The sequence below is a fragment of the Runella sp. MFBS21 genome, assembly GCF_029433105.1.
GTDB lineage: Bacteria > Bacteroidota > Bacteroidia > Cytophagales > Spirosomataceae > Runella.
The window spans coordinates 76,879-90,878 of record NZ_JARNTW010000004.1 but is presented as its reverse complement, the minus strand read 5'-3'; the positions used below and the strand labels follow the sequence as shown (position 1 = coordinate 90,878).

Annotated in this window: 24 protein-coding genes; 23 read left to right on the top strand and 1 reads right to left on the bottom strand. The window is 46.1% G+C overall.

All coding sequences use genetic code 11. From position 1 onward, the window contains the following. The gene (locus P1X15_RS10830; RefSeq protein WP_277338149.1) at positions 1–246 is read right to left on the bottom strand and encodes a hypothetical protein; all 246 of its coding nucleotides are present in this window, start codon (positions 244–246) and stop codon (positions 1–3) included. Between the two features lie 187 nt (positions 247–433). Here P1X15_RS10830 and P1X15_RS10825 point away from each other — a divergent pair, with 187 nt between their 5' ends. The 23 genes from P1X15_RS10825 (at position 434) to P1X15_RS10715 (ending at position 13,912) form a co-directional block, all read left to right on the top strand. After that, entirely contained in the window at positions 434–946 is a 513-nt protein-coding gene (locus tag P1X15_RS10825; RefSeq protein ID WP_277338148.1) for a hypothetical protein, read from the top strand. Between the two features lie 47 nt (positions 947–993). Then, the gene (locus P1X15_RS10820) at positions 994–1,722 is read left to right on the top strand and encodes a hypothetical protein (protein WP_277338147.1); all 729 of its coding nucleotides are present in this window, start codon (positions 994–996) and stop codon (positions 1,720–1,722) included. 74 nt (positions 1,723–1,796) lie between these two features. After that, positions 1,797–1,958 carry a hypothetical protein gene (locus P1X15_RS10815; RefSeq protein ID WP_273211649.1) on the top strand — a complete coding sequence of 54 codons (162 nt, stop codon included), beginning with the start codon at positions 1,797–1,799 and terminating at the stop codon, positions 1,956–1,958. Position 1,959: 1 nt separating this feature from the next. Continuing rightward, positions 1,960–2,718, top strand: coding sequence for a hypothetical protein (locus P1X15_RS10810; RefSeq protein WP_277338146.1), 759 nt, complete (start codon positions 1,960–1,962; stop codon positions 2,716–2,718). Continuing rightward, on the top strand, positions 2,715–3,140 hold the full coding sequence (locus P1X15_RS10805; protein WP_028666529.1) for a hypothetical protein: 426 nt from the start codon (positions 2,715–2,717) through the stop codon (positions 3,138–3,140). Before P1X15_RS10810 ends, P1X15_RS10805 begins: the two co-directional genes overlap by 4 nt. Before the next feature lie 8 nt (positions 3,141–3,148). Next, entirely contained in the window at positions 3,149–3,409 is a 261-nt protein-coding gene (locus tag P1X15_RS10800; RefSeq protein WP_277338145.1) for a hypothetical protein, read from the top strand. Between the two features lie 8 nt (positions 3,410–3,417). Beyond that, the gene (locus tag P1X15_RS10795; RefSeq protein WP_277338144.1) at positions 3,418–3,690 is read left to right on the top strand and encodes a hypothetical protein; all 273 of its coding nucleotides are present in this window, start codon (positions 3,418–3,420) and stop codon (positions 3,688–3,690) included. Positions 3,691–3,802: 112 nt separating this feature from the next. Further along, complete coding sequence (locus P1X15_RS10790; RefSeq protein ID WP_277338143.1) at positions 3,803–4,369, top strand: N-acetylmuramidase family protein; 567 nt, start codon at positions 3,803–3,805, stop codon at positions 4,367–4,369. A gap of 81 nt (positions 4,370–4,450) precedes the next feature. Further along, positions 4,451–4,594, top strand: a complete 144-nt coding sequence (locus P1X15_RS10785) for a hypothetical protein (protein WP_157585445.1) — start codon at positions 4,451–4,453, stop codon at positions 4,592–4,594. Beyond that, positions 4,594–5,334 carry a hypothetical protein gene (locus tag P1X15_RS10780; protein WP_277338142.1) on the top strand — a complete coding sequence of 247 codons (741 nt, stop codon included), beginning with the start codon at positions 4,594–4,596 and terminating at the stop codon, positions 5,332–5,334. The genes P1X15_RS10785 and P1X15_RS10780 overlap by 1 nt, the downstream gene beginning before the upstream one ends. A gap of 9 nt (positions 5,335–5,343) precedes the next feature. After that, on the top strand, positions 5,344–5,790 hold the full coding sequence (locus tag P1X15_RS10775) for a hypothetical protein (RefSeq protein ID WP_277338141.1): 447 nt from the start codon (positions 5,344–5,346) through the stop codon (positions 5,788–5,790). Beyond that, entirely contained in the window at positions 5,783–6,313 is a 531-nt protein-coding gene (locus P1X15_RS10770; RefSeq protein ID WP_277338140.1) for a hypothetical protein, read from the top strand. The genes P1X15_RS10775 and P1X15_RS10770 overlap by 8 nt, the downstream gene beginning before the upstream one ends. Next, the gene (locus P1X15_RS10765) at positions 6,313–7,086 is read left to right on the top strand and encodes a hypothetical protein (protein WP_277338139.1); all 774 of its coding nucleotides are present in this window, start codon (positions 6,313–6,315) and stop codon (positions 7,084–7,086) included. Before P1X15_RS10770 ends, P1X15_RS10765 begins: the two co-directional genes overlap by 1 nt. Further along, entirely contained in the window at positions 7,067–7,648 is a 582-nt protein-coding gene (locus P1X15_RS10760) for a hypothetical protein (RefSeq protein ID WP_277338138.1), read from the top strand. Before P1X15_RS10765 ends, P1X15_RS10760 begins: the two co-directional genes overlap by 20 nt. A gap of 2 nt (positions 7,649–7,650) precedes the next feature. After that, positions 7,651–8,163: a hypothetical protein gene (locus tag P1X15_RS10755; RefSeq protein ID WP_028666522.1), complete on the top strand. Its 513-nt coding sequence runs from the start codon at positions 7,651–7,653 to the stop codon at positions 8,161–8,163. Beyond that, positions 8,160–8,312, top strand: a complete 153-nt coding sequence (locus P1X15_RS10750) for a hypothetical protein (protein ID WP_277338137.1) — start codon at positions 8,160–8,162, stop codon at positions 8,310–8,312. Before P1X15_RS10755 ends, P1X15_RS10750 begins: the two co-directional genes overlap by 4 nt. A gap of 90 nt (positions 8,313–8,402) precedes the next feature. Beyond that, entirely contained in the window at positions 8,403–8,819 is a 417-nt protein-coding gene (locus P1X15_RS10745; protein ID WP_277338136.1) for a hypothetical protein, read from the top strand. Positions 8,820–8,827: 8 nt separating this feature from the next. Beyond that, positions 8,828–9,619 carry a hypothetical protein gene (locus P1X15_RS10740; RefSeq protein WP_277338135.1) on the top strand — a complete coding sequence of 264 codons (792 nt, stop codon included), beginning with the start codon at positions 8,828–8,830 and terminating at the stop codon, positions 9,617–9,619. Positions 9,620–9,666: 47 nt separating this feature from the next. Further along, a complete protein-coding gene (locus P1X15_RS10735) occupies positions 9,667–11,757 on the top strand; it encodes a hypothetical protein (RefSeq protein ID WP_277338134.1) in 2,091 nt (696 codons plus the stop codon). A gap of 13 nt (positions 11,758–11,770) precedes the next feature. After that, positions 11,771–12,235: a hypothetical protein gene (locus P1X15_RS10730; RefSeq protein ID WP_277338133.1), complete on the top strand. Its 465-nt coding sequence runs from the start codon at positions 11,771–11,773 to the stop codon at positions 12,233–12,235. Beyond that, positions 12,168–12,461: a hypothetical protein gene (locus P1X15_RS10725; protein ID WP_277338132.1), complete on the top strand. Its 294-nt coding sequence runs from the start codon at positions 12,168–12,170 to the stop codon at positions 12,459–12,461. The genes P1X15_RS10730 and P1X15_RS10725 overlap by 68 nt, the downstream gene beginning before the upstream one ends. 43 nt (positions 12,462–12,504) lie before the next feature. Continuing rightward, positions 12,505–12,729 (top strand): hypothetical protein, encoded by a 225-nt coding sequence (locus P1X15_RS10720; protein WP_277338131.1) that lies wholly within the window; start codon positions 12,505–12,507, stop codon positions 12,727–12,729. A gap of 148 nt (positions 12,730–12,877) precedes the next feature. Next, positions 12,878–13,912, top strand: a complete 1,035-nt coding sequence (locus P1X15_RS10715) for a serine hydrolase (protein WP_277338130.1) — start codon at positions 12,878–12,880, stop codon at positions 13,910–13,912. The last annotated feature ends 88 nt before the right edge of the window (positions 13,913–14,000 follow it).

The following is a 14,000-nucleotide window of genomic DNA, read 5'->3' as shown; positions in this document are numbered from 1 at the left end:
TCACTTCCCTAACAACCACCAAAGCCATTTGGGGTTTTGGTTCTTAAAGTAGTGCGTTAGTTTTACATCCTTGTAGGAATGCAAATAGTGAAAAGCCACAATATCCGAGTTTTTGATTTTTAAGGAAATCCCCTTACGGCTTCTAAAAAAAGTGTATTTCTTTTCTACCATTATTTGGTCTTCATCGGCATAAAGCAGTAAATACTTATACCCCTTTGTGCGGGCAAATTCTTCTATTTTACTCATTGGGCTGGAGGGTTTTAACCTTAGACGCAATCGCCCATTTTCAAGTCACCCACCCTCTACGTTGGATTAGGCCTATGAGCGTCGTAATCTTCCTTTCACCGTCGCATTTCCTAACCTTAGTTTTTTTCTCCTCTTAACTTTCGTTCCATCATTTTTTTGCCAAAAACCAACGCAAAATCAAACAACAATGAAACACCTCACTTTTGATGGAAAATCAACCATCCCCCAAGCCAAAAAGGTAATTCAGCTAACCCTTACCAATACCACCGACAAGGTTGAGAAGAAAATCTTAGTTCCCTCTCCCGCTAGACTCAGGCACATCAACTACAACAACTCTATTCTCAAACAAGGAGAGAATTGTGTAGTGGAAGGTGAATTAACCCTTGAATACCTCCAAAATTTCGCCAAAGCCTGCCCTATTGAGCTTTCTAGTGTTACCGTTTCTCCCATCCAATCTTCCAACTTCATTGAACAGCTTTCCAACTCCGTCGCTATCAAAACCCCCACCTTAGGAGACGACATCGTGGAAAACCTTCAAGCTGATTCAGCAAGCCAAGTAGGGACCGCCAATTTCCTCCTTCACAACATTTTCTTAGGCGACGTAGCGGAGGTAGAGATTACCATTTTACCTCAATCAAGTATCAAAGTGACCCTTGAATTAGGTCCTTACATGAGCCGTAGGCTAGTGCCTTCTAAGTAAGACCCAACAAGACCTGTTAACAGCTTCAAAAACAACTTTTTTCACTCATGGCAATTACAAAACTCGAAAAAAACAAAGTCTACGCCGATGGTGTCGAGCTAGGCTACGTAGGGACGGCTAATCCCAAGAAAATCCGTGCGCGGTTTTTTCCGCAAACTATCACCACTACCAACCACCAAACCAACGTCACCCAAAAGCAAAACTTAGCCTCCCCTATTATCCTTGCACAGGTGTTGGACGGCACAGGTGGGCCTTGGACAGACCGCTCTGTGTGGGCGCCGCACCCGCGCGAATGGTTTGCCGTCGAAAAATTAGAAGGGGGTGTCGTATATTCACCTGCGCACACCGCAGAGGAAATCCAGTATTTCGCCAACAATGCCAAATTCCTCGAAATTGGCTTCAAATCGGCTGATGGTACCGCCAACCAAGACCCTCGCCATTTTGGGAACGCAACTACCAAAAAAGAAGGGGAGGATGCCGTATCTGGTTTGTACTTCATTATCAATGATTCGGGCGTTGCTATTCGTTGCGACAAAGACGGTAAACTCCTTAATCCTGACGGAACTTATGTCAATGATGCCGACGATCCGGCGAAGAAAAACGCTACAGGAGGTGCTACCCTTACCGCTGACGGAGATGCTACCTCCGAAACCCTCGTACAAAAAATCAAAACCAACGCCAAAACTATCCTCCTTTGGGTAGGTGGGGTATTGGTAGTGGTCGTCGTCGGAAGTTGGCTCTACAAAGCACTTACCAAGAAGAAAAAGAAGAAGTAATTTCATTCACCCCAAACCCTAAAAAGCCCGTGTGTCCGATAATGCGGCTCACGGGCTTTTTTTCTAAAACAGCTATGAAATCCAAAACCACTTTCGCTTCCTTTTTAGCGGGCGTTCTTTCGACCGTAGTCGGTATTATTTCGGTGGGTATTTTCATTGGCGGTGCAGTGTGGGTAGCTCGAAAAATCGCGGGTCCCGCAAAGTATGTAGTTGTGGACGAAACTAAAACGAAGTAATATGGCGCTCTCACAATTTCAACTTGGTATCTACCTTAGTGCAGATAGCCCCAAAGGCTTCGTCAACCTGTACACCAAGCTCACTGCCTCCGATAATCTAGATACGACTTCCTACGTGGGGTCAGTCTATAACAACAAAGCCAACGGTATCAATTTTGGGCAGGTCATCGGGTGGCGTACTGCCAAAAAACTCGTCAAAGTCAAGTTACGTGTCCCTATCGAGCAAGGTATTTTCACAACCGTTACGGAAGTTTGGTGCGACGCTACCCAAGTATCAGTATATGCCCCTGCGTTAGATGAAAAAGTAGCCAAGTTTTACTACTGTACGGGAAACGGCGTTCGACTCCGCAATAGTCCTTCACTCGCCAACCTGCTCAACGTGGTAGGCGCGGCCAACAAAGGCGACCTACTTGGAAAATCTGACGGATTCATCGACAATGATTTCTACCTTATCTATGCTACCACTTTAAGCGGAGCTTATAAGCTAGATTCATCGGGTAAGAAAATCAGCTACTACGTCCACCGTGACTACGTATCGACCGTCAACCCCACTGTTAAGCCCTCCTCTGACCCTAGCAGCCCCGTTGATACCAACAAACCTGCGGAGGGTAACACCAGTCCTACCATCGACCTCGAAAATCCCACCCCTGCGGCCAACTCAGCTGGCGTATGGGCGGCGCTTGGTCTGTCTTCACTGGCTTTTGGGGTTGCCGTGGTAAGTTATGTCCGTAAAAAAACCAAACGAACTAAGAAGCCATGAAACAAGAAAAATGGTACGTAAGGGCTTACAAAAGTCGGCCTATCCAATACACGGTATTTGGGGTGGTCATTGTAGGACTTATCTATTTCATCGGTCGTCAGGCAGGGCGGGGAAGTTTTTCGGATTACAAACCCAAAAGCCTTCCTGAAGACCCCAATTGGTCACCTGACATCTACGTCGAAGAAGCATGGAGCGTTTTGAATGGTTTGTTCACTTTAGCCTCTGACAAAGAAGAACTTTTCTTAAAGTTAATCGGATTGTCAGACCGCCAATTGACCTCTATTTACAATCTCTACAATAGTCGCTACGGCAAACAGGATGGCTACACCCTCACCAAAAAAATGGATGCAGAGTGGAACGTTTTCTGGACAAGCAAACGAAATGACCTCGTCAAAAGAATGCGTAACCTCGGTCTCAACTAATACCCGCTATGGAAACCCAAGACAAATCAATTTTAGAGGTATTGCAGGGGCTATTGTCGGGTGAAACCAAGCCCGAAGTCACCGTCAATACCGAAATTTCGCTCGAAAACGCCACCCTGCTTAAGCTCTTTTTGGGTTGTATTCTGCTCATTGTCTTTGCGGTGGGACTGGCTCAGTTGGGTCTACGTGCCACGCTCAAAAGATTCTTAGAGCCTCGCAAATCACCGCCCAAAAACACCGCTATCCAACTCTCTAATCGAAAACCTTGAAACTCGAAATGCCTCACCGATTTATCGGGCAAACTGTCCAAGAATTAGCTGCGTTGGCTTATGCGCCGCTTAGTATCATGTTGGCGCTTGACCTGAATTGGGTATCACCCGTGGCCACCATCATCACCACTATCAGCGGCCTTTTTGTGGCAGTGTTTGCGATACGTTTTTACGTGGCTCAAACCCGAAAAAGTGAGGTGGAACGAGACCTTGCCAAGCTCGAACTAGAGAAGCTCAAAAAGTCAAAATTAACCCGCAAAAAAACCGAAGACGATGAGTAACGAAAACACACAAAAGGTATCACTCTGGCTTCAAATCATTGCTTCCATTTGTGCTATTGTAGCTTTTGGATGGGAGTACCAACGAAGACAAGCCGAAAAATCAAAATAATCAATGAAAACCCTCACCCTTGCCGATTACGCTCGTGCCGCCCAAATCCTAGACTGTGAAATTGCCGCCATCATGGCCGTGGCCTTGGTAGAGAGTTCGGGCAATGGCTTCAACTCAGACGGTAGCCTTAAAAAACGTTTTGAAGCCCATTGGTTCAAACGTTTGTCGGGCAAAACCGCCTCCACTTACAGCGAAGCCTACGCCCTTGACCCTACCAACGCCATGAAGGCCACCAGTTGGGGCAAATTCCAAATCATGGGTTTTAACCACAAAATAGTGGGCTTCTCGACCGTAGAAGCAATGGTGAGGGCTTTTGCCACGGGCGAAGCCGCCCAATTGGACGCGTTTGTAAAGTTTGTACAGGACAAAAAATTAGAAGACGAACTACAAACCCTCAATTGGGATGCATTTGCCTATCGCTACAACGGCGAAGACTACGCCAAATTGGGCTACCATCTCAAAATGGCTGATGCCTACCAGAAGTACAAAGCTGACCCTGCTGTCACGCTCGCCGAAACCGAACGGGTAAAAAAAAAAGTACCCAAGCCACGGCCATCATCATCGGTGTAAGTCTGCTCGTTGCGATGGGGGGCTTTGCGCTCTTCAAACCCAAAACCGTTGCCCAATGGTGGCGAAAACTAAGCAGAAAAAATGACTAGAAAAATCATCATTGCTGTATTGCTATCCTTACTGATTGCCCTTGGGGTATACGGAGCCATTCAAGCCACCAAATCGCGTACCAAGGCCATTACAAGGACGGGAAGCATCAAAATCAACCAGAAACTAAGACCATAATGGGAATCCTTACCAGAACCTTTCCAATGACCCAAAAGACGATTGAATCTTTTCAAACCGCCTACAAAGACGGTTCGATGGAGTCGCTCTCCAAGGCGTTGCATCGTCAGTTTGGGGAGACCCTCAAAGAGTGCGTTGACGTTACCAAAGTCAATTCATTATTGGCTGCTATCTTGCTCTACATCGAAGGCAAACCCGACGGTAAAGCGGCATGGTTGGAAAACAAGTTTACGGGCTACTCCAAAGAAAACCCTGCCAACGGAAAGTACATTGGTATCAGTCAAATAGATGTCCAATCAGCGGCTTACGCGCTTTTCATCGAATACCGAAATGCCGCCCTGACCGACGATGAAATTGCCTTTTTGAAACAGGCCATTGGCACAACCAAGGCCACGCAGCTCTACGACAAAATCAAGACGGCCAAAAAACAGGCTTCCCCCTCGGATTGGTTGGCTACCAATGCCGCTACCCTTTTGCAAGACGGTCTTTTCAATTCGATGCCCTTCAACATGGTGGTGGGTCAAATCTATTTTGGGCAGTGCCTCGACAAACACGCGGGTCTTGCCTCACGCTACGACCAAGCCTATTTTGCCTACAATCAGGGCATCAATACCAAGTTTCCCCTGACGACCAACACCGATGCCCTCCTCAGCGCAAAAGTGTCAAGCAACGGCAAAAGCTATGTGTTGAAATCCGTAGGCTTACACAGTCCTTTTTGGTTTTTAGAATCACTCTTTTAAGAAATCACTATGAGACTAGGATTTGAAAAAGCAAGCAATACCCTCAAAGGCCGCGTGATGCGCTTCGGCTCAGGAGGTGATTTTATTCACTGTCAGTTCATTTTCGACCAATATGACCGCATTTCGGCCAGTGCTTGGGATGTGTATGGCATTGGGGTCAGGACGTATGATGAAACCGTGAGCGACGAAAGCCTTTGGGAGTTCTTGGATTTTGGCAATGAAAAAGACGAAGCTCTCTACGCATGGTTCCGCTCACACCTCGGAACCCCTTACGACCTCGCAGGGCTTATCACTAGTTTCATCGTGCCGTGGCGAAAACCCCAAAATCTCCAAATGTTCTGTTCGGAGGTCTGCTACCATGCCTGTCAAGAAGCTTTGCAACTCAACCTCCCCCCAGTAAACGCTAACTACCTCAGTCCGCAAGGGCTGTATAACCTTATCAAAAACAATGGCTAAAGGAGTAAAAACACAACAAATACCCCAAGTAGGGGACTTGGCCACGATGCTCTACGATGGGCAACTATACCAAGACATGAACGGCGATGAAGTAGCCCAAGAAGTACCCAAAGGGGCAAGTCTTGGAGCTATTCAAGAAATCACCTTCAATGGTTATTACACTGAAGTGTACAAAGTCGAAAAAGGGTGGGTACCTGCTGACGAAGTTTCGACCAAGGCCAACCCCAACTACGAATATAGCAGTGGAAGCGGCGGTAAGTTTTGGGATGTATTCGGCAAAGTACTCGACATTGGCGTGGGTATTTTTGGTAAAACCACCCAAAAGACCACTACCGACCCTGATACTGATACCACTACGACGACCACCGACCGCAATCAACCCGAAGCCGAACAAAAAAGCGTTCCCACTTGGGTGTGGGTGACGGGAGGAGTCCTCGTTTTTGGGGGTCTGATGTTGGCGATTTTCTTGCCTAAAAAAGAACCCAAACCTAGTCCCGACCAACCTCTCATCGTTCGTCAATAATGCCCCTGCCAAAACAAAATATTGCCCTCGTTGACCTCACCCAAAAGGTCTCAAGCACCGACTTAAAAGCCGTGGCCGATGCCCTGCAAATCCAAGTCAGTCGTGATTTTGCCTCCATTTGGGGACAAGATGCCACCCTGCAAGTAGTTGACAATAGTGCTGCCGTGCCCAAAGGGACTTGGCCGATTTGGATTGTGGATGAAATGGACGTGGAAGGCGTCAAAGGCTACCACTGGACCGACGAACGAGGGCAACCCTTTGCCAAGGTCGAATACCGTGAAGGTTGGTCACTCACGGCCTCCCATGAGCTACTCGAAATGCTTGTGAACCCTTACGTGAACCGTACCATGCGGGTCAAAGGGCTAGATAGTTCAGGGCAGGAAGTGGACTTTCTGGTCGAAGTCTCCGACCCCGTTGAGGATGATGACTACGGCTACCGCATCAATGGTATTTTGGTCTCTAACTTTTACTATCCTGCCTTTTTTGACTTGATAAAAGTCGAAAACCGCAAGTACGACCACCTTGGATGGCTCACCGAACCGCGAAAACTGCTCAATGGGGGCTACATCAGTTGGAAAGATGCCGCAGGACAATGGTACCAAGCCTTTATGATAGAAGGCCAACTGATCATCAAAAAATTGGGCGATACCATGCCGCTCACTGCCCGTGAAAAACGGACGCTCTGGACGCTTGGAGCCATTGGGTTAGGTATCACCACTGTTCTCATTTTCATCATCTCTAAAATCAGCAACAATGGCAACCGCTTACGTTAAAAATGACGCCCTGAGTTTCTATTCTCAACCCTCTGAGAGTAGCATTGTTACAAAACTAGAACGTTCTGGACAGACCGAACCTCACTATTTATATGGATACAATGAAGGCGATAATATTGGGATATTGACAGGTGAAGAAGCAAATGGATTTGTTCAAATAGAATATAAATTTGACATAAGGCGCTCTCTTGCTTCAAAATCATGGGCATATTGGCTATTCCCACCTGCGGGAATCGCGGCTACTCAGGTCAGTAAATGGTACCATGAGACGGAATTACTTTGGGTCAAACAAGAAGACATCGACACCGAAAGTCCAGAAGACCAAAAAGAAAAAGAGCAAGAGGCAATTAAGCAAAAAATCCTCAATGGCAACAACACTCCCCTTACCACGGGAAGCGGAGACGACAGAGGTGGTAGTGGCAATACGTGGATTGTCGTGGGGATTGTAAGCGTAGTTGTTGCCCTGGGAGGGGTACTTTGGTGGGCGTTCCGCAAACCCGCTACACCTGCCCCGCCTGCCCCTGCACCCACTATCATCCAACTCCCCAAAAAAGGCAAATAATCATGGAAGACCAAGCCCCCTCAAAAGAAATCGACCTCAATGAAGTGGTCGTCACCGCCAAAAAACCAAAGGAAAGCGGTGGATTTTGGGATAGCATCGGGTCATTTTTTGGCAATCTATTCTCAAAGAAAACGGATACTACCACCAATACCCCTAAACAAGACAATAACATGGCCGCCGCCGCACTCATACCCGCTATTTCCGAAACCGTGGGTGGTATTTTCAACTTTCTCGCCAAAGGAAAAGAAGTCAAAATCGCCGAAGAAAAAACCGAGCAGCTCAAGCTACAACTAGAAGCTACCGAAGACATCGAATTGCAAAAAACCTTACAAAAGCAACTCGACCTTCAAATCACCCAACTCAACGCCGCCAAAGAATCGGATAGGCTCAAACGAATCGGGGGTTGGTTTGCGCTGCTTACCGTAGCAGGTTTGGCAGGGCTGATTGTCGTACAGGTTTTCAGGTACAAAACCAAGAAGGAAACGCCACCACCGCCCATTGTCATTCAGCCATGAACCGTAACTTAAAAAGAGAAGTTTGTATCCTCTTGGTTTCCCTCTTTTTAGTGGCCGTCGCTATCTTTTTTTGGATGAAGAGAGGAGCAGAAATCATTGCCTTCAAGTACGGCAAATACTCCAATTATTTAGTAGATGCGTTGGCCTAATTTCAAAAATCATTTACGGGCTTGTTGGTGGGCAACCTTTCTGCTAGCAGCTCTCTGGATAGTTTTATCAATCTACCAAATTCTAACCCAATGAAAACAAAAAAAGCAAAACCCTTATTAATCATCGCCCTACTTGGCACGGTCGCCGTAGGAATACTGGCTTGGATTTTGGATAATCTACGGTTTAGCAAAACAACCACTAAATCTACTACTCCCTCGACCACCGCCGCCAACGGCGATACTTCAGAAGAATCCTCCGAAAGCACGGATATCAAAGAGGTAAAAACCCACCTCCTACAAAACGTAAGCTTCACGGAAAATCAAACCTACGAAGTAAGTTTTCCTGCGGGTTGGAAGGCTTCTATGTACGTGGTAGAAATTACCGACGAGCTAGGAGCAGCCGTCTTGGCTGATATTCCCCCTGCCACGCGTACGACAACGGGCTTCTCGGTGTCGCCTACTTTTAGCGCCCAAAACCTCACAATCCGTATTGTAGCACTTATCTAAAAAACACAATGGGAATCTTACTAGCAATCATCGCACGAGTGGGCTTGTGGACGTTGACACCCCTTTTTATCATCATTAATCTGATTTGCTTTTGGCTTAAGAATCCCCCCAAAAAAGCCTGGGAGCTTACCAACAACTATTTTGAAAACATGGCCGTAGGAGCCGACATCATTGGCAATGTCGTAGGAGGGAAAAACGTATGGAATTTCCTTTTTAAAAAAGGCTCGAATCCCAATCACGATTTTGGCGGATTTCATACCATCTCCTGCGACCTCGGACTTAACCACCAAATCAACGACCAAACCATCTTTGCGCGTATGGTGTCAATCGCGCTCGAAAAAATTGACCCAAATCACTTACAAAAAGCAATCCATAACATGAGAAAGTACCTAGCTATGATGGCCACGATGCTGTTGGGAGTAACAGCCAGCCACGCCCAAAGCACGTTTCCAGTTGATGATTATGTCTACAAAATCCCTTTTGAGGAGGCCGATACCGTCACCCAAATGAGGCTCACCGTTGACGACCTACAAATCGACCTCACCACTCACAATCAGAAACCTGTCTTTCTCTTACAGTTCCAAAACAAGGACGGTAAGAAACTCTTCGACCGCTACATCTACTATACCGATATGCAAAAAGCTTGTCAGAAAGACGCCAACGAAACCCAAGAAAGTTGTCAGACCAAAATAAATCAAGCCTACGTAGCGGTCATCGTTGGGACTGCCCAACAAAAAATGTTTGTCGTCAATGAGTTTGTTAGCAAATACGGCATTTACCTAAAAGGCTTTAAACCCTAAAGGGGCATCAAATAGCTTTTGAAGTTCAATTTATAGCCAAAACACCCATGAAAACTAAACACTTATTTTTGTTTCTTTTTGCATTTTGGGGCTTCGAACTAAGCGCCCAAACCCGCATTTCGGTTCCACTTTCTGCTAAACAAAGCCCTACCTATGTAGGAAGCGACGGTATTGTACGCGGCTTTGTAATGTCGATGCAAGAAGCTCGTAACCTCAATGCCGTCGCCTCTACGCTCAATATCGTTGGTATCAACAATCAGGGGGTGGAAGGTCTCTATTACTACGACGCCTCCGACACCACTACACCCGACGATAGCGTCACGACCTTTGTGCAAGGCACGAAAAGATTTAAACGAGCGATTGAAAACGAAGCCGTTTTTGACTGGTGGAATCCTAAGGGTGACGATACGCAGGACGTAACGAATCTCTTAAACAAAGCCCTTAATTATTGTGTCAGAAAAGGAAAAACAAGCCTTACTTTTCACAACAAAAAAGGCAACAAGTATAAGATTACCGACCTGATTATCATCCCTGCGGGTGTCAGTGTCAACCTTAACGGGGCAGTTATCCGACAAGCGGCGCCAGACAAATCCGTGTTTCAATTGCTCGGTAATTCAACCTTGTACGGAGGAACCATTACGGCCAATGGCTATTCAGGAACCGACTTTTTGGCCAATGGAGGTGTTAGATTACAAGGTTACAACAACACGGTAAGGAATTGTGTTTTCACCAACTTTACAAGCTTTGGTATCTATGGGAAAGACTGTCAAGTGGCATCGGTGCTTGACAACACTTTCATCAATGCCATTGCTAATACAGGGAATAGCTCTACCGAAAATTCGGCCATCCTTTTCTTGTCCAATGCGGCCAATCCCACCCCTATTCTAAGCGGGGGAATCATCATTGACCGTAACAAAATCCTGACTTCTAAGGCCAACCAACATATCTATATCAATGGCCTTGGAGGAGATAGCAAAGTCATCATCACCAACAACTATTGTATGTCACTTGAGTCTAACGGAACCGTAACCCCTACGGCAAACCTCATCACTAGACACAACATTCAGGTGGGATACTCCAACAGTGCCAACGGGGGTAATGCCGTCATTGCGGGTAATTTTTGTGGTGAAACTCTTCGTACAGGGGTCTACATCCCTGCCAATGCAGCGGGTGGGTCAGTGTTGGCCATTAATAATATCTGCTATCGAAACGGACGGAGTAACAATGGACTAGCGGGAGGTATCACCATTGGCACGGGCAACAACGGTGATATTGTAGCCTTCAACAAGATCATCGACTTTCAAGGAAGTGAAACTTACCAAGGGGCGCTTAATATCATTTACAGTGAAGCTGAAACCTCTAATCAACGTACCAAACTTTTGGCTTTGGGCAACGAAATCAAGAATTCGGCAGCTCATGGGGTTTATATGATGCACCCACGTAATGTATCGCTTGTACAAAATTACGTTTATGGCTCTGCCTTAAAAGACGTTTTTATAACCTGCGGCTCTTCAAACTCAAAAAATGTATTGCTAAAAGCCAACGAGTTTATTCGTGCCAACAAAAACGCTGAGTCAGTGTATATTGACAGCGAAGGTACTAACACCAATCCTTTTTATTTTACCGAAAACAGGTTTATTGGTTTCGACAAAAATGCCCCTGCCAACGAAAGCTCGAACGTAGCGATTCTGACTCGTTTCAACAACTTGCCCGTTATGGTGGAGCGAAACTACTTCAACAATTACGACTTTGGTTTTGTGCAGTATGCAGCCATTCCCAACGGAGAAAGAAAAACCAATTCAGTCGTCAACCACAATCGCTTTGAGAACTGTAATTATGGCATTGTCATGAAAGGCAATGATTTGCACTCTACCTTTTTTGCGGTAGGCAATCAGTTTGAAAACTGTGTGGCTTCTACTTTCGGGGGCGGCTATGCCAATGCTACCAAATTAGCCATCTCGGTTTCGCCCGCAGGAAAAGCGACTATTGAAGGCACAGGGCTACCCACTATCGGGAGTTTTGTGCAAGGCGATAGGTGCATTTTTACCAATCCTGTTTCGGGCGGTTACGTCGGTGGCGTGTGCGTCAATGGCGGTACGCCCGGCACTTGGAAAAACTACGGAGCTATTCAACCTTAATCCACAAATTACCATGAAAAATTTCTCAGATAGGGTATTCGCTAACCCCCTTACGACCCTTATTGGCATTGGCTTCGCCGCCGTAGGCTTATGGGTTTTGAAATGGTCCGACGACCTGTCAGAAGCCTCACGGGTTTTCTTAGCGCTTATCTGCTTTGGTCTAGCCATTACGGGTTTAGGTTGGTCAGACAAGACCCTTGTCAAACTCCTCAAAGTCTTGAAAGACAAAGTACCTATCATTCTTATAATTGGAGTGAGCTTATGGCTCACTTCATGCGTAAGCAACCGCCAAATCTTGCAAGAAATGAGAGGGTGGAAACTCACCCAAGATTCCCTTCTTAATCGTACCCAAACCTTCTATAGCTATGAAAAAAGCCGCATTGATTCTGTTTATAGGTCTATGCCAGACGATGAATTGCTTCATCGGATTGACAAGCTCACAAGCCCAAAAAGCAACAATCCCCATCGAAAGAAATAAGCTCGAAAAACTAGCGGCGGAGGCCGAAAAAGCCCAACTCTACCGTCAGGAGGGCGAGAACCTCATGGTTGAAAATCACAGCCTGAAACAGAGGCTTTCTACTACTCAAAAAGAACTGGAAGAGTCCAATACTGACCTTGTCCACTATCGCACCAAATGGCGGTACGCATTGATAGCGTTGGTGGTGGGAGGGGTTTTCATCGTCGTGTTATTGGTTAGAAAGTAGATATCGTATCGCCTCCAAAGGTGGTACTTGAGCAATTAAAATCATGAACTCAAAAAAAATAATCGTAGTAGGACTCGCCGCCGTAGCCTCGGTAGTGGCTATTTTTTTCCTTGCCCGAAAAATCACCACCGACAGTAGTGTTAATCCCAGTACTAACACCACCGCCACCAATGACGATGCTGAAGCATCCTCAAAAACCGAAGAAAAAAAGCCAACTTCTAGTACCGTCAATGGTTCGACCGAAACCACAGGTTCAAAAAGGAGATAATTAGATTTTGCTATCAATTTGAAGTCGACCTAGAGCTGATCAGCGACGGAGCTGAAAAGTGGCCATTAAAAAATGATAGCAAAATCAAGCTCAACACCTGGCTCTAAGATCCGGTCGACCGCTCATTTTGCTATCAAATTTTATTCATATGAAAAAGAAAACAAAAAATCGAATCCTGATTGGTTCTGCGATAGTAGGCTTAGGGGGGGCAATCGCATACCTCCTATGGAACCAAAAGGACAAAACAAATCCTTCAACTAATGCTACCGCTAAAAAAACGATTGTTCCCAAACAACCCTTTTCGGCGGACATCGTTCAAAAATTTGATGATTTCCTTAATACCCATTCACAGGACTATGGCGATACCCTCATGGTATATGTATCGAAAGGAGATAGGGAATATCAATATCTGAAAAATGACAACGACCCTGACACGGCCATTGGGATTGCATCAGGCTCTAAACTCCTCACCGCTGTGACGATATTGTCGTTGGTCGATGCCGACTTGCTTGACCTTGATGAGAAGTTATCTAAGTACTTGACTTGGTTGCAGGGTTATCCTGTTTATCAAGATGTCACCTTACGACAAATCTTAGCCCACCAAACCCCCATTGTGGCCGATTCTGTTTGGGACAGTACCCAAAGCCTTACCTTAGAACAAGCCGTAAGAAAAATAGTAGAAGAGAATCCGTTCAATTCCGTTATGGCTTATCCTCTTCATTACAGCAGTTCCTCCTACAAGTTCATCGCCCATGCTGCCGAAATCGTCACTGGCCAAAAGTGGGAGGCGATATTTAAGGAACGCATCGCCAATAAATGCGATATGAAAAACACCTTCTTTGACCGATTCTCCGACAACCCCGACACGGGCAAAGGAGCACAAAGCTCACTCAACGATTTTGCCCACCTCATGGAAATGATTCGCGACAATGGGCAATATCTAGGGGAAACCGTACTATCAGCCGATTCAGTGAAGGAGCTTGAAAAGCTGCAAGCAGGGTCAGCCCAATACGGGCTTGGTACGTGGGTGTATCTTGAATTTAAAGAAACAATGTCCACGGGAGCTTTTGGCATGAGGGCATGGATCAATCGAAACAACAATGCCTACGCCGTCATTATGACCATGAAAAACGATTCAGGGGCGATTAGTGATGAGTTTAGGGCTTTGGTGAGAAGTATCTAATTTTTAACCAAAAGATTAAACCAAACAACCCCGCTCACTGAGTGGGGTTATTTGGTTTTTGATAGCAAATTTTAAACCGGGTTTGAGC

What these genes read in the sequence shown, in the direction of transcription:
- P1X15_RS10740 (WP_277338135.1), top strand. Translation starts at nt 8,828, where the DNA reads ATGGGAATCTTACTAGCAATCATCGCACGAGTGGGCTTGTGGACGTTG.
- P1X15_RS10725 (WP_277338132.1), top strand. Translation starts at nt 12,168, where the DNA reads ATGAATTGCTTCATCGGATTGACAAGCTCACAAGCCCAAAAAGCAACA.
- P1X15_RS10765 (WP_277338139.1), top strand. Translation starts at nt 6,313, where the DNA reads ATGCCCCTGCCAAAACAAAATATTGCCCTCGTTGACCTCACCCAAAAG.
- P1X15_RS10825 (WP_277338148.1), top strand. Translation starts at nt 434, where the DNA reads ATGAAACACCTCACTTTTGATGGAAAATCAACCATCCCCCAAGCCAAA.
- P1X15_RS10760 (WP_277338138.1), top strand. Translation starts at nt 7,067, where the DNA reads ATGGCAACCGCTTACGTTAAAAATGACGCCCTGAGTTTCTATTCTCAA.
- P1X15_RS10720 (WP_277338131.1), top strand. Translation starts at nt 12,505, where the DNA reads ATGAACTCAAAAAAAATAATCGTAGTAGGACTCGCCGCCGTAGCCTCG.
- P1X15_RS10780 (WP_277338142.1), top strand. Translation starts at nt 4,594, where the DNA reads ATGGGAATCCTTACCAGAACCTTTCCAATGACCCAAAAGACGATTGAA.
- P1X15_RS10795 (WP_277338144.1), top strand. Translation starts at nt 3,418, where the DNA reads ATGCCTCACCGATTTATCGGGCAAACTGTCCAAGAATTAGCTGCGTTG.
- P1X15_RS10730 (WP_277338133.1), top strand. Translation starts at nt 11,771, where the DNA reads ATGAAAAATTTCTCAGATAGGGTATTCGCTAACCCCCTTACGACCCTT.
- P1X15_RS10775 (WP_277338141.1), top strand. Translation starts at nt 5,344, where the DNA reads ATGAGACTAGGATTTGAAAAAGCAAGCAATACCCTCAAAGGCCGCGTG.
- P1X15_RS10815 (WP_273211649.1), top strand. Translation starts at nt 1,797, where the DNA reads ATGAAATCCAAAACCACTTTCGCTTCCTTTTTAGCGGGCGTTCTTTCG.
- P1X15_RS10755 (WP_028666522.1), top strand. Translation starts at nt 7,651, where the DNA reads ATGGAAGACCAAGCCCCCTCAAAAGAAATCGACCTCAATGAAGTGGTC.
- P1X15_RS10750 (WP_277338137.1), top strand. Translation starts at nt 8,160, where the DNA reads ATGAACCGTAACTTAAAAAGAGAAGTTTGTATCCTCTTGGTTTCCCTC.
- P1X15_RS10805 (WP_028666529.1), top strand. Translation starts at nt 2,715, where the DNA reads ATGAAACAAGAAAAATGGTACGTAAGGGCTTACAAAAGTCGGCCTATC.
- P1X15_RS10785 (WP_157585445.1), top strand. Translation starts at nt 4,451, where the DNA reads ATGACTAGAAAAATCATCATTGCTGTATTGCTATCCTTACTGATTGCC.
- P1X15_RS10800 (WP_277338145.1), top strand. Translation starts at nt 3,149, where the DNA reads ATGGAAACCCAAGACAAATCAATTTTAGAGGTATTGCAGGGGCTATTG.
- P1X15_RS10770 (WP_277338140.1), top strand. Translation starts at nt 5,783, where the DNA reads ATGGCTAAAGGAGTAAAAACACAACAAATACCCCAAGTAGGGGACTTG.
- P1X15_RS10820 (WP_277338147.1), top strand. Translation starts at nt 994, where the DNA reads ATGGCAATTACAAAACTCGAAAAAAACAAAGTCTACGCCGATGGTGTC.
- P1X15_RS10790 (WP_277338143.1), top strand. Translation starts at nt 3,803, where the DNA reads ATGAAAACCCTCACCCTTGCCGATTACGCTCGTGCCGCCCAAATCCTA.
- P1X15_RS10830 (WP_277338149.1), bottom strand. Translation starts at nt 246, where the DNA reads ATGAGTAAAATAGAAGAATTTGCCCGCACAAAGGGGTATAAGTATTTA.
- P1X15_RS10810 (WP_277338146.1), top strand. Translation starts at nt 1,960, where the DNA reads ATGGCGCTCTCACAATTTCAACTTGGTATCTACCTTAGTGCAGATAGC.
- P1X15_RS10715 (WP_277338130.1), top strand. Translation starts at nt 12,878, where the DNA reads ATGAAAAAGAAAACAAAAAATCGAATCCTGATTGGTTCTGCGATAGTA.
- P1X15_RS10735 (WP_277338134.1), top strand. Translation starts at nt 9,667, where the DNA reads ATGAAAACTAAACACTTATTTTTGTTTCTTTTTGCATTTTGGGGCTTC.
- P1X15_RS10745 (WP_277338136.1), top strand. Translation starts at nt 8,403, where the DNA reads ATGAAAACAAAAAAAGCAAAACCCTTATTAATCATCGCCCTACTTGGC.